The sequence below is a fragment of the Dysgonomonas sp. GY617 genome (genome assembly GCF_015233815.1).
In the GTDB taxonomy this organism is placed as follows: Bacteria; Bacteroidota; Bacteroidia; order Bacteroidales; family Dysgonomonadaceae; genus Dysgonomonas_A.
This window is the reverse complement of the sequence record NZ_JADCLR010000006.1, coordinates 39,237-53,336: the sequence shown is the minus strand read 5'-3', so window position 1 is coordinate 53,336 and position 14,100 is coordinate 39,237. Positions and strand designations below refer to the sequence as shown.

The 14,100-nt window shown below is 37.2% G+C and carries 11 protein-coding genes; 7 read left to right on the top strand and 4 right to left on the bottom strand.

The features are described from left to right. The 3 genes from IR022_RS06570 to IR022_RS06560 form a co-directional block, all read right to left on the bottom strand. A complete protein-coding gene (locus IR022_RS06570; protein ID WP_194203114.1) occupies positions 1-2,466 on the bottom strand; it encodes an endonuclease MutS2 in 2,466 nt (821 codons plus the stop codon). A 401-nt stretch (positions 2,467-2,867) separates the two neighbouring features. After that, entirely contained in the window at positions 2,868-3,233 is a 366-nt protein-coding gene (locus IR022_RS06565) for a hypothetical protein (protein ID WP_194203113.1), read from the bottom strand. 77 nt (positions 3,234-3,310) lie between these two features. Beyond that, positions 3,311-3,484 carry a hypothetical protein gene (locus tag IR022_RS06560; RefSeq protein WP_185099945.1) on the bottom strand — a complete coding sequence of 58 codons (174 nt, stop codon included), beginning with the start codon at positions 3,482-3,484 and terminating at the stop codon, positions 3,311-3,313. A gap of 299 nt (positions 3,485-3,783) precedes the next feature. On the opposite strand from IR022_RS06560, the gene IR022_RS06555 reads away from it, so the two are divergent. The 4 genes from IR022_RS06555 (at position 3,784) to carB (ending at position 9,353) form a co-directional block, all read left to right on the top strand. Continuing rightward, the gene (locus IR022_RS06555; RefSeq protein ID WP_194203112.1) at positions 3,784-4,227 is read left to right on the top strand and encodes a hypothetical protein; all 444 of its coding nucleotides are present in this window, start codon (positions 3,784-3,786) and stop codon (positions 4,225-4,227) included. A 10-nt stretch (positions 4,228-4,237) separates the two neighbouring features. Then, positions 4,238-4,714, top strand: coding sequence for a hypothetical protein (locus tag IR022_RS06550; protein WP_194203111.1), 477 nt, complete (start codon positions 4,238-4,240; stop codon positions 4,712-4,714). Between the two features lie 299 nt (positions 4,715-5,013). Then, the gene (gene carA, locus IR022_RS06545; RefSeq protein ID WP_050708907.1) at positions 5,014-6,084 is read left to right on the top strand and encodes a glutamine-hydrolyzing carbamoyl-phosphate synthase small subunit; all 1,071 of its coding nucleotides are present in this window, start codon (positions 5,014-5,016) and stop codon (positions 6,082-6,084) included. A 50-nt stretch (positions 6,085-6,134) separates the two neighbouring features. Next, entirely contained in the window at positions 6,135-9,353 is a 3,219-nt protein-coding gene (carB, locus tag IR022_RS06540) for a carbamoyl-phosphate synthase (glutamine-hydrolyzing) large subunit (protein ID WP_050708906.1), read from the top strand. A 95-nt stretch (positions 9,354-9,448) separates the two neighbouring features. Here the strand turns inward: carB and IR022_RS06535 are convergent, their stop codons facing one another. Further along, positions 9,449-11,005, bottom strand: coding sequence for a M20/M25/M40 family metallo-hydrolase (locus IR022_RS06535; protein WP_194203110.1), 1,557 nt, complete (start codon positions 11,003-11,005; stop codon positions 9,449-9,451). 202 nt (positions 11,006-11,207) lie between these two features. Here IR022_RS06535 and IR022_RS06530 point away from each other — a divergent pair, with 202 nt between their 5' ends. From IR022_RS06530 to IR022_RS06520, 3 genes are all read left to right on the top strand, one after another. Beyond that, entirely contained in the window at positions 11,208-11,651 is a 444-nt protein-coding gene (locus IR022_RS06530; RefSeq protein ID WP_194203109.1) for a DUF937 domain-containing protein, read from the top strand. A 221-nt stretch (positions 11,652-11,872) separates the two neighbouring features. Continuing rightward, positions 11,873-12,646 (top strand): peptidylprolyl isomerase, encoded by a 774-nt coding sequence (locus IR022_RS06525; RefSeq protein WP_199330280.1) that lies wholly within the window; start codon positions 11,873-11,875, stop codon positions 12,644-12,646. A 72-nt stretch (positions 12,647-12,718) separates the two neighbouring features. After that, positions 12,719-14,098 carry an NAD(P)-dependent oxidoreductase gene (locus IR022_RS06520; protein WP_194203108.1) on the top strand — a complete coding sequence of 460 codons (1,380 nt, stop codon included), beginning with the start codon at positions 12,719-12,721 and terminating at the stop codon, positions 14,096-14,098. Positions 14,099-14,100: the final 2 nt, after the last annotated feature.

Here is a 14,100-nt window from a genome sequence, read left to right as displayed (position 1 = left end):
TTATTCTAAATCTACTACTGTAATACCTGATCCGCCTAATTGAACATGCTCATCCTGATAATTTTTCACGCCATGTACTGTGCGAAGATAATCTCTGATGATGAGTCGTAAAGCTCCTGTGCCTGTTCCATGAAGTATGCGGACACGTCCTGCTCCAATTTGTATAGCATCATCAATAAAATACATTACAGCTTGTAGGGCTTCTTCACCACGCATTCCCCGTAAATCAATTTCTTGTTTGAAGTTCAGTTTTTTGTCGTAAGTCATATCGCTGGTCTGAGAACTGACGAATGTACTTTTCTGAGATTCGCGTTTGATTTGATTCTTGCTGACTTTTTCGAGAGTCTCCAGTTTTACGGTTGACTTTATCATACCAAAAGCTACAACTGCATTCTTTCCTTGAATATCCATTACTTCTCCTGCCGACGTTTGTCCTTTCATGCGAACGCTGTCTCCAACAGAAATAGTTTGTAATTTTTCTTCTTTAGTAACTTTGGGCTTTTCATTTTTGTTCTTTTCTCTCTCTTGGAGTTTCTGAATTTTACGGCTGATTTTATCATCCGTCTGAATATCTTCAGCTTCTAACTTCTCTTTAAAAGCAGCAAAACCTTGACGTACTTCTTTCGTTTTTTCTTTTTCAGCCTGAGCCTCTTTTATGCTGCGGATTGTATTTTCTATTTTAGCATTTGCTTCCGAAAGTAGACGTTGGGCTTCTTCCTTGGCTTGGCGAATAATCTCTTTACGTTGTTTACCAACATCGGTTAAGTCTGTTTCGTATTGAGAGGTTATTTCCTCTAAACGTTTTTCTTTTTGTCGAACACTTTGTCGTTTGGTTTCCCAATAGCGTCTGTCGCGAACGATGTCTTGTAGATACTTATCCATATTGATATAATCGCTACCTACAATTTCTGAGGCTTCGGCAATTACGTCTTCGGGCAAACCTATTTTGCGTGCAATTTCTATAGCAAATGAACTTCCCGGATTACCTATTGATAATGTAAACAAGGGTTGCATCAAGTGCCGATCGTAAAGCATAGCACCATTTACAACGCCCTTGTGTTCGTTGGCAAAATGCTTAAGATTCTGATAGTGCGTTGTAATTACTCCAAACGATTCTTTTTCGTTAAAACGTTTCAAGAGCGATTCGGCAATAGCTCCACCTATCTGGGGTTCGGTACCTCCCCCAAATTCATCGATGAGCAACAGTGACTTTGAATCACAGTTACGCACAAATATTTTCATATTGGTAAGGTGAGAACTGTATGTACTTAGGTCATTTTCTATTGATTGCTCGTCACCTATATCTATAAATATCTTATCAAAAACACCAACTTTAGAACTTTCGGCTAATGGTATGAGTAATCCACATTGTACCATATATTGCAGTAACCCGACAGTTTTAAGGCATACGGACTTTCCTCCAGCATTAGGTCCTGATATAATGAGTAGTCGGTTTTCGTCGTCTAGCCAAATATCAAGAGGTATGATCGATTTGTTCTGTTTCTTGTGTGATAGATAGAGTAGAGGATGTTTCGCCTTATCCCATCCAACTTGTTGTTTGTTTTCAACAGTTGGTTTTATAGCTTCAATATCTAACGCAAAGCGAGCCTTAGCACGAATAAAATCTATCCATGCCAAAAATTCATACGATTGAACTATATCGGGTGTCAACTGACGTACTTCGTCAGTAAAAGCAATAAGTATTTTTACAATTTCCCTGCGTTCTTCGCTTTCCAATTCGCGTATACGATTGTTGGCTTCCACTACTTCGGCAGGCTCTATAAATACGGTTTTACCAGATGCCGACTCGTCATGTACAATACCTTTTAGTTTACGCTTGAAGGCAGGGGCAACGGGTATTACCAAGCGACCGTCACGCATAGTAGGTGTTACATCTTTTTCTACCAATCCTTCCGATTGTGCAGCACGTAATATTGCATTTAAGCTTCGGGAAATACCTCCCGATACATGCGTTATTTCCTTACGGATACGATTGAGATCAGAAGATGCATTGTCTTTGATTCTTCCATATTTATCAAGTATCGCATCTATCTTAGTCAAAAGTTGCGGGAAAATAAGTACCTCGCCCGCCAGTTTTTGTAGATGTGGGTAGGGGGTATTTTCTTCATCTTCTTTTTTTAGGAAACTAACAATATCTCTGATGGTTTGTAACGATCGGCGAAGGTCAAATACTGCACTTTCGTCTAACCATGTTCCTTCTACTCTGATGTTTTTCAGTGCAGGACGCACATCAAAGAAGTGATTGACTGGAAAATTGTCCTCTTCCTGAATGATGCGTATAAATTCTTCTGTTTGCGAAAGTTGACTTTGTATCAAGTCGAAGTCGGAAGAAAAAGCCATATCAAATACTTTCTCTTCTCCCAAGGTGCTCAGGCATTTGTCGGTAAGAAATTGTCTGATCTTATCGAAGCCTATCTTATATTCAAAATTATCGGGGTATATCACTTTTCTATTTCTCTAAAGGTCACAGACCTGTTTATTGCTTTGTTAAGCATTTCTATTTACAATGGTTGTGCCAGAAAATAACAGCATCAATTATTTACCGCACTTATTTTGAGGATGCAAAGATAATAAAGAGAAGGGAATAATTAAATGATATAGAGGTTACTTACAAATCGGACAGTAGATATTGGTTTACTAATAGTTTGAATATAGCTTCTTCGGAATGGTATTTTTCTATAAGTTTCTCCCATTCGCTATAAGAATAGCTCTTTCTGTTGTTCTTGCTATCCTCATATTTCCATCTATCTGATAATTCTTTTGTGAAAGTAGCTTTTTGATTTTTATTATTTTCGTAAACAAGATTGCCAAGTATATCGCGTTTATAGGTTTCTGAATTACCTCTATTATCTTTTCGTATTTCGTCTCCGAATATATTCTTTGAATGTTCTGTTTTTTTGATTTTCGTAGCCTTTGTTTAACCTGATAAGCCAAGCAAAACAGTCTTTCTTATCACCATTAAATTTTTCTAAAAGCTCAGCCCATTGCTCTTTTGTATATTTGCTTTCATTGTTTCTGCTATCATTATATATTACATCATCAAATATATTTTTCTTGAGTGATGCTTTAGAACCGTTACTATTGTAATATTGTAAATCACCCAATATATCAATTGATATATTTCTATATATATCATCTCTATCTCTATTGTATTGAGCCGATAGATTTGCTGTAATAATACTTAGTAAGATTAATAATAGTAGGTTTTTCATAGGAGTCGGCATTTTATCGTACTATCTTGTAAGTCATAATTATAAACTACAAAATAGCGATTATATTGAGTATGTTTTTAGAACATAATAACAAGTTTCCAGCCTACATTTTTATTGCCAAGTGCAGGCATTCTGTTTCCTCTGGAAACTGATTGTGTAACAGTTTCTGGTACTCCCATAGCTCTCCATACTCCACTTTTTGGGCATTTTTCTCCTGTTCGGGCAGTCATACCAAGACGGGGCTTCATCATAATAACGTTCTATTTTAAATTGTAAAATACAAAAATACAATAAATATACTTAGTATGGATAAATCGCTCATTTCGTCTATTACTTTCTATAAAAATTATCTATGTAATGAAGTATAGTATACTATTTATGCTTTATCAATTGATTATAAATAAAAGCAAATGGAGACAAGACAGAAGCAAATAAGTAATGTATTAAGCCAGAAGATGAAAGTAGATAGTTCAGCGGAGATTAATGATGGGCTGTTTAAGCATGTTGATATAAAAAATAATAGATACAGCTTGCGTGTTTCTGAAAAGGAATGCTTAAAAATGGGAATTTCTCCATTGGAATATCGAAGGGTATAGTAGATTTGGGTAAAATTAACAGGTTAGTGGCTGAATCGGAAAAGCATGGAGGGCAAAGAATTAATCTGGATAGTTCTCAAAAAATGCTTTTTTCAAATAAAACAAGTGGATTTTTCAAGGTTAGTGATATGCAGGCAGTAAAGGAAAAAATATTTATTCCAGCAGGCTATAAGAAAGTGAGATTTCATTCTTGTGTGCCTAAAAGCTTACCTTATACGATAATCACATGCGGAGTATCTGTACAAAGCGGTGCTTTTACTTTAGATAGCCTGCATGCTACAAAATTTTGGGTTAGATCCACGGAAATAGCTCTAAAGAGTAGCAATTGCAATGGTGAATTATACCTTCAGATTGGAGACCAATACGGAGGATTTGGGTCGTGGGAATTAATGAAGTAAAAACATCAAAATGAATAAAGGAATTGTAAAGAAAGGATTATTTATATTATTAGTTTTAGCAATATTTCCTATCTGTGGATTGATTGGGAATGCAGTGAATAGTACTCCGCAAGACGCAGAATGGCATTGGCCGGACAGCATCAAAGATATTCTGATTATACCTGATAGCCTTCTGTTCAATGGCGATTCGATTACTCCTCCTATGAAAATATATACACCTGAGCAGAAAAAGTTAGCCATATCTATAACTACATTAATGCTTAAATATACCAAAGTAAAAGATAATCGTATGGTTTTTGAGATGAGTCGCGAAGAATTCTTAAAAACAGGTATTCCCGAGGCTTATTACGATCAGATGATACATAGTTATAAGAACACAAATGATTTTATGGATAGAGATACATTCAATCTTTTCGGTAATGTCGCCGACCGGTGGGAAGAAACGAAAGAGGAGTTTCGTTTACAAATGGAATTGGATGTAAAATAAATACGAATAGGGAATTTAGTTAAAGGAATAATGCAGGTGGAAATGATTTTCTGCCTGCATCCTTTTTTAGATATGAATTTATAATTATTTATCAATAAAATATGCTTTAATATTACAATATTATTATTACTTTTGTAACTCAGATATTCATAGGGTATTTGAGACGATATTTATAGATGATTACAACGAAAAAATATATAAGGTATAAAAGGAACAGGTTCTCGTAACTCTTGTTCCTTTTTTTTACCTACCTGTGAACGAATAAACACTCATTTTTAATATAATAATTCTATCGCAAAATGCAGACAGACAAACCTGTACGATTGATTCTTGATGATGGGACTATCTTTGACGGAAGGTCTTTTGGTGCCGAAACTGCGGCTGCCGGCGAAGTGGTATTCAGTACTGCTATGGTGGGTTATCCAGAGAGTCTAACCGACCCTTCTTACATAGGACAAATCCTCACAGTTACGTTTCCTTTAGTTGGTAATTATGGAGTTCCAGAGGATTCTTTTACCAATGGTATTTCAGACTTTTTTGAGTCGGAAAAAATTCAGATTAGTGGTTTGATTATATCAGATTACTCGCATGAATATTCTCACTGGAATGCAAAGAAAAGTCTGGGCGAATGGCTTAAAGAGCATAATGTTCCAGGAGTTTATGGTATTGATACACGTGAGTTGACCAAAATTCTTAGAGAAAAAGGTTCGATGAAAGGTAAAATCGTTTTTGGAGATGAGAACGAAATTGACTTTCTTGACCCTAATATCGAAAATCAGGTTGCAAAAGCGAGTTGTAAAGAAGTTATCACTTACGGAACCGGAGCTAAGAAAGTAGTGATGGTAGATTGTGGAGTGAAGCACAATATAATACGCTGTCTTTTGAAGAGAGACATCACTCTTATACGTGTGCCTTGGGATTATGATTTTAATCAAATAGAGTTTGACGGATTGTTTATTTCTAATGGACCGGGTAACCCTGATTTTTGTGAAGTAACAGTACAAAATATACGCAAAGCAATGGAAACAGGTAAGCCTATCTGTGGAATTTGTATGGGTAATCAACTGTTGTCAAAAGCAGGAGGTGCTACTGTTTACAAGTTGAAATACGGACACCGTAGCCACAATCAACCTGTAAGATTAGCAAATAGTGAAAGATGTTTCATTACTTCTCAAAATCATGGATTTGCTGTATCAAATTCATCTCTAGGCGAAGATTGGGAACCATTGTTCACCAACCTAAATGATGGAACTAATGAAGGTATTCGTCACAAAACGAAGCCATTCTTCTCTGCTCAGTTTCACCCCGAAGCTGCTAGTGGACCTACTGATACAGATTTCATATTCGATATGTTTTTTGATAAACTGTAAGAGGTCGCAGACCTTTTCATTATTACTGATTCTTAAAAATATACGCCAACATGGATAAAAATATAAAGAAAGTACTGGTACTCGGTTCGGGAGCACTAAAGATTGGGGAAGCCGGAGAGTTTGACTACTCGGGATCTCAAGCCTTGAAAGCTTTGAAGGAAGAAGGAATCGAAACAGTACTAATCAATCCGAATATTGCTACAGTGCAAACTTCGGAAGGAAGTGCAGATAAAATATATTTCCTACCTATTACTCCATACTTTGTGGAGAAAGTAGTTCAAAAGGAAAAACCTGACGGAATACTTCTTGCTTTTGGTGGACAGACTGCATTGAATTGCGGGGTTCAACTATTCGAACAAGGTATTCTTGAAAAATATAACCTGAGAGTTTTGGGAACTCCTGTTCAGGCAATCATGGACACCGAAGATCGTGAATTGTTTGTTCAAAAGTTGGATCAGATAGATGTGAAAACCATCAAAAGTATGGCAGTAGGATCTATCGAAGATGCTGTAAAAGCGGCAGCCGAACTAGGTTATCCTATCATTGTACGTGCAGCCTATGCTTTAGGAGGACTGGGTTCAGGATTCTGTAACAACGAGCAAGAACTACGCGCTCTTGCTGAAAAAGCATTGAATTACTCTTCTCAACTTTTAGTAGAAAGATCTCTAAAAGGATGGAAAGAAATAGAATACGAAGTTGTACGCGACAAGTATGACAACTGTATGACTGTTTGTAACATGGAAAACTTCGATCCACTTGGTATTCATACCGGAGAGAGTATCGTGGTTGCACCATCACAAACACTTACAAATACAGAATTCCACAAGTTACGTGAGATTGCTATCCGAATTGTAAGACACATCGGTATAGTAGGGGAGTGTAATGTACAATATGCTTTTGATCCCGAGTCGGAGGACTATCGTGTAATCGAAGTAAATGCTCGTCTAAGCCGTTCATCTGCCTTGGCATCTAAAGCAACGGGTTATCCTTTAGCTTTTGTTGCTGCGAAACTAGGTTTAGGTTATGGATTATTCGAATTGAAAAACTCGGTAACCAAATCAACCAGTGCATTTTTTGAGCCAGCACTAGACTACATCGTAGTAAAAATACCTCGTTGGGATTTAGGAAAATTCCATGGAGTATCTAAAGAAATCGGTTCAAGTATGAAGTCTGTCGGAGAGATTATGGCTATCGGTCGTAACTTCGAAGAAGCTATCCAAAAAGGACTTCGTATGTTGAATATCGGTATGCACGGATTTACGGCTAACAAGCCTCTTCCGGTAGATGATATCGACTACGAATTGAGCAACCCTACAGATAAACGTATATTCTATATTTATCAGGCTTTTGCTAAAGGATATGATATCGAAAAGATTCATGACCTTACAAAAATAGACAGATGGTTCTTGCAAAAATTGCATTATATCTTTAAATGTTCGGAAGAATTAAAGAGATACGACGATATACAATCGCTACCAATTGATTTGCTTCGTACTTCGAAACAAAAAGGATTCTCGGATTTTCAAATTGCGAAAACAATTTGCAAGGATGCTAGTCTTGTAGACAATGCAGCAAGAGATATCCGTACAATAAGAAAACACAATGGGATAGTACCCGTTGTTAAGCAGATTGATACATTGGCTGCGGAATATCCTGCACAAACCAATTACTTGTATCTGACTTATAATGGTAGAACTAATGATGTACAATATTTAGGAGATAAAAAATCGGTTATTGTGCTCGGTTCGGGAGCTTATCGTATCGGTTCTTCGGTAGAGTTTGACTGGTGTTCGGTGAATGCCCTGCAAACTGTCCGCAAAGAAGGATACCGCTCGGTAATGATCAACTATAATCCCGAAACGGTTTCTACTGACTATGATATGTGTGACCGCCTGTACTTTGATGAGTTGACTTACGAGCGTGTGATGGATATCATCGAACTGGAAAATCCTCACGGGGTAATCCTTTCGGTAGGAGGTCAGATACCTAATAACTTGGCTATCCGTCTGGATGAAGCTAAAGTGAACATCTTAGGAACAACAGCTAAAAGTATAGACAATGCAGAGGATCGTCACAAATTCTCTAGCATGTTGGATAGAATAAAAGTAGATCAACCTCGCTGGAAAGAATTGACTTCTCTAGCAGATATCAAACTCTTCGTAGACGAAGTCGGTTATCCGGTTTTGATACGTCCATCGTATGTACTTTCGGGTGCGGCGATGAATGTATGTTCTAATGATCAGGAGTTGGAAAACTTCTTAGGATTGGCTGCTGAGGTTTCTCAAAAACATCCGGTTGTTGTATCGGAGTTTATCGAGAATGCAAAAGAAGTAGAATTCGATGCTGTGGCAAACAAGGGAGATATCGTTATGTACGCCATTTCTGAACACGTCGAGTTTGCCGGAGTTCACTCTGGAGATGCTACAATTCAGTTTCCTGCACAACGTCTGTATGTAGAAACTATCCGCCGAGTGAAAAAAGTAGCTCGTGAGATAGCTCATGCACTACAAATCACAGGACCATTCAATATCCAATTCCTAGCCAAAGAAAATGAGATAAAGGTGATCGAGTGTAACTTGAGAGCATCTCGTTCATTCCCATTCGTATCGAAGATCTTAAAGATAAATCTTATCGAACTGGCTACTCAGGTAATGTTGGGTAAAGATGTCGAGAAACCAAGTCAGAATGCTTTTGACCTGGATTATGTCGGAATCAAAGCTTCTCAGTTCTCTTTCTCTCGTCTGCAAAAGGCTGACCCTGTGTTAGGAGTTGACATGGCTTCGACAGGTGAGGTAGGATGTATCGGAGATAATTTCCACGATGCAATGCTAAAATCGATGTTATCGGTAGGTTATCGCATTCCTAAGAAAACAGTATTGTTCTCAACAGGACCTGCTAAATCTAAAGTTGCATTGTTAGAGGCTGCACAATTGCTTCACGAAAAAGGATATGATATCTATGCAACCGGAGGTTCTCAGAAATTCTTGGTGGATAACGGAGTACCTGCAACTCAGGTATACTGGCCATCGGAAGATCAAAAACCGGGAGCTTTAGAGATGATTCAGAATAAAGAGATTGACTTAGTAGTGAATATTCCTAAGAACTTCTCAAGTGGTGAGTTGAATAACGGATACAAAATTCGTAGAGCTTCTATCGACTTTAATGTTCCATTGTTAACAAATTCTCGATTAGCATCAGCGTTTATCCAAGCATTCTGTAAGGTAGATATTGATGATCTTGAGATCAAAGCATGGGATGAGTACGAATAAATTTGATTATCTGGCATACAGATAAAAGATATACTAAACAAAGAAGAGCGGTGGAAATTATTTCCTACCGCTCTTCTTTTATATTTAAAAGTGATTTAATTCTGTCCGTTCTGATATGTTTTCATCAATTCTTGGAAATACCATATCATTTTGCCATAATTATCGATTGTAATATGCTCGTTCTCATTATGCATTGTTCGTTGCTCGTATAAATTCAAGTCAATAGGTAAGAAGCGATATATATTATCACTTACAGCCTGGTATTGATAAGCATCGGTACCTCCGACTGTAATATAGGATGAAACGATAGCATTGGGATAGAGTTGTTCTATTGTTTTCTTTACTACCTTAAAAGCATTTATGTTTTCGGGAGATACTGAAGATGACTCTCTTGCTATCATCGTTTTTATTTCTACATCATAGCCCTTACATAGCTCTTTTACGTGATTTATAACATCATTAATAGTTTCTCCCGGAAGAATGCGGAAATTGACCGTTACTTCCGATACCGATGTGAGCACATTGGGAGCATCGCTACCCCTTGCCATGGTGATAGCAGTAGTGGTTCGTATAAGTGCATTAGCAGTAGGGCTTTTACTTAACGAGCTAAATAGGAGAGGCTTCAATAACCACTGATTAGCTATAGCCATACGCGAAATAAAATCCATCTCCCCTCCGATATTATTAAGGAATGAAGTGATCGGAGGTATTATCTGAGCTTTCATCTGATTTTTATTGAGCTTTTCTATAATCTCTGCAATATAAACCAGCGAACTTTTTGCCGGAGGCATTGATGAGTGTCCTCCTAGTCCAAATGCTTTTATTCTTAATGTAAGAAATCCTTTTTCTCCTGTGCCAATAAGAGCCATCGGCTTCTTTATTGATTCTAAAGCAGAACCGGGTGCTGCTATTATACCTCCTTCGTCATAAACAGCATCAAAGATTAAACCTTTGTCTTTGAAATAGCTTGCAATAAGAGCAGCTCCTTGCTGTCCGCCAACCTCTTCATCTTGTCCAAATGCGAACCAAATGTCTTGTTCTGGTTGAAACCCTTCGCTTATCAAGGTCTCGGCAGCTTCAAAAAGAGAGAATAACATGCATTTCATATCTATTGTTCCTCGTCCGTAGATTCGTCCATCAACTACTGCTCCCGAGAAAGGAGAATAGTCCCATTTTGATTGTATACTGTCTATACGTGCAATAGGATTGTCATTAGGTTGAAATAAGGTATCTGTAGCTGTATCCGTTTGTGGATCGTAACCAATAACAGGTACTACATCGTAATGAGCTAAAAACAAAATGGATTTCAAACTCTTGTTTTTACCTTTCCAATGGAATACAAGTCCGTATTTATTTACGGTTAAAGTGTCCATGTTTTTATAGATGATAGGGTAGGCTTCTGATAGATATGCTTTAAACTCATCAAAAGGCTTGAAGTTTGTTTCTTCATAATTATCTGTACTAATAGTGGGTATGCGAATACCTCCCGCAAAACGTTTAATAGCTTTCTCAGAAGCAGACGTGTTTAATGTTGAACCATTGTTCGTGCTTTCTGTTTTGTAAAAAGGATGAACTAAAGTTTTTACAAAAAGTATAATAACAAGTGCTAGTATTAAAGCAAATATAATGCTGATGATAACTTTTATTTTCATATAATCAATGTTTTATATTATAATCTAACATACAGAAACTTGAAATGTTTATTTAGGTTCTAATAAAGAGCGGATTAAGACTCAACACTTTGCTATTGTTACTGTAAATTGTCTTTGGCTGCATTGAACAAAAAATTAATGATCATGTTTTAATAAAAAAGAAGCACAAAGATTTTAAGTCTTATCATAAATTTAAAACAACATGTTAGAAGGTATTATAGATTTAGTGAAAGATCAGGTTTTACCTGCAATTACCAACAATAGTGCAATTCCTGCAGATAAGAAAGAGGCAGCAGTAGAAACAACCACTTCTACGATAGTAGATGGATTGAAGGAGCATTTTACTCCCGATAATCTAGCGTCAATTACCAGCCTTTTCTCAGGTGGTGGATTTGCAGGTGGCGGAGATATTGTGAGCGGTCTGCAAAGTTCAGTAGTAAATGCGTTGAGCGAGAAAGTAGGATTGAATAAAGATATCGCTAATAGTATTGCTTCGGCAGTTGTACCTGCCATAATGGGCTTGTTTTCTCAAAAAGTGAATGATCCTAATGATAAAGGATTTAGCATCGAATCGATTATGGGAGCATTCGGTGGAAAAGGCGGTGGAGGAATTCTAGGAGCTTTAGGCGGTTTGTTTGGTAAGTAAATAAGCCTATGTTATATATTTAGGCTGAGTCAATATAAAACGAAAGACTCTTATAATGTGGTGTAAACATTGTGAGAGTCTTTCATTTTATGTATCAGAAATAAGTAAAAAACCTTACCTTTGTGCTTTCCATTTTAACATGTTATTATATGTCAGCTATGTCAACACTTACAAGAACAATAAAGAGGTCAGTGGCCTTATTACTATTTATTTTTATAACAATGAGCAATATTAATTCACAAGAAAAGGATACTTTAGTTGTAATCGAAACAACACTTGGTAATATCAAGCTAAAGTTGTATAATGATACACCTTTACATAGAGATAATTTTTTGAAGTTGGTAAATGACAGTGCATATAAGGATTTGTTATTTCATCGTGTAATCAAAGATTTTATGATTCAGGGAGGCGATCCTCAATCGAGAGTTGCTGCCGATGGTTCATCTTTAGGAGGTGGCGATCTTGATTATACAGTTCCGGCAGAATTCAGATTACCTACATATTTCCACAAGCGAGGAGCTTTAGCTGCTGCACGTACAGGTGATGATGTAAACCCTCAGAAAGAATCATCAGCTATTCAGTTTTATATCGTTACAGGAAAGAAATATTCAGATAAAGATCTGACTAAAATAGAAAAAGAACGCCAGGCTAGAACTGTACAAACGAGATTTAACGAGCTTCAAGTAGAATATAAAAGTGCTATTAAAGACTTTTACAGTAGTGGCGATCGTGATTCTTTAGCCGAATTTAGACAACGATTATATGCTGAGGCTCAGGAAGAGGCTGCAACTAATGTTGCAAATGTATTTACACCCGAGCAGCGAAAAGCTTATAAAGAAATTGGAGGTACACCTAAGCTAGATGGTGGATATACCGTATTTGGTGAAGTTGTAGAAGGCTTTGATGTTGTAGAGCAAATACAAAAAGTGAAGACAAATGCTAGTGACCGTCCTGTGGAAAACATAAAGATGGATATAAAAATAGTAGTGGAATAAAGTTATTACTACACTTGTTATAGAATATATATATGAGTGATATGTTTTATTGATTACTCGAAGTGTCATAAAATGATTATATTTGTTACCTCGAACAATCATAATAAACAAAAAGTGAATAGCGATATAGATAGAGAGCAAATTATAGGACTGGCTGAGTTACATGCTGGTTATACTTTAAAGGAAGCCATTGATGAGGCTAAACGATGCTTGAATTGCAAGAATCCGTTATGCGTACAAGGTTGTCCGATCGAACATAAAATTCCGGAATGGATACATCAATTATCGAAAGGTAATATTGGTGGAGCAATGGAATTGATTAATGAAAAAAGTAATCTTCCTGCAATTTGTGGCAGAGTATGTCCGCACGAAAAACAATGCGAAGGTCATTGCATTCTCAATAAAAAAGGTAATCCTGTTCGGGTTGGAAAACTGGAACGCTTTATTGCTGACTTCGACAGTGAAATGGGATTGTCGAAAGAGCGACTAAAGGCTAAAACAAGAGGTAAGGTTGCTGTTATTGGTTCGGGACCTGCGGGTCTTACTGTTGCAGGAGACTTGGCTCGGGATGGTTTTAATGTCGTAGTTTTTGAAGGACAAAAAGAGCCCGGAGGCGTTTTATTATATGGTATTCCTGAATACAGGTTACCGAACGAAATAACACGTCGTGAGGTTAAAAAAATAGAAGCTCTGGGTGTTACTTTCCGCAACAATTGTATTGTGGGAGAAAGTGTCACGGTAGACGCAATGTTTGAAGAAGGTTTTGATGCCGTTTTTATCGGTTCGGGTACTTCGGTTCCTCAATCGTTAAATATCGAAGGCGGTAATTTATTTGGTGTTTCTCAGTCTGCATATTTCTTACGTATGGTAAGCTTATTTGCAAGTGGAGATATTGCCCGAGAAGAAGTTCCTTTGAGACCGGGTGATAAAGTTGCTATTATTGGAGCTGGAAATGTGGCAATGGATGCAGCTCGTACGGCTTTGCGTATGGGGGCGGAGAGTGTTACTATTGTATATCGAAAGAAAGAAGAAGATATGCCTGCTCTTAGATCAGAGTTTCTAGAAGCTAAAGCTGAAGGAGTTCAATTCTTGTTAGAAGCAGCTACAAAAGAGTTTGTAGGAACAGATATTAAAGGTAATCGTATACTATCGGGTTTAAAGGTTGATACTGCTGATGGCGAAATAACTTTACCTGTGGATAGAATATTTCTCGCTGTTGGCTCTAAACCTGCTAACAGAATAGTATCTACTTCATTAGGTATTGATGTGGATGAGCGTGGATATATTACAACTAAAGAACATCCTTATGGTATGACTTCTCGTAGAGGTGTATTTGCCGGAGGAGATGTAGTGCATACTCCACAAACAGTTGTACTGGCAATGCGTGAAGCTAAGCGTGTGGCTTCGGGTATTTCTCAATATGTAGATGCTGTAAAACTATTAGGAGTATAAGG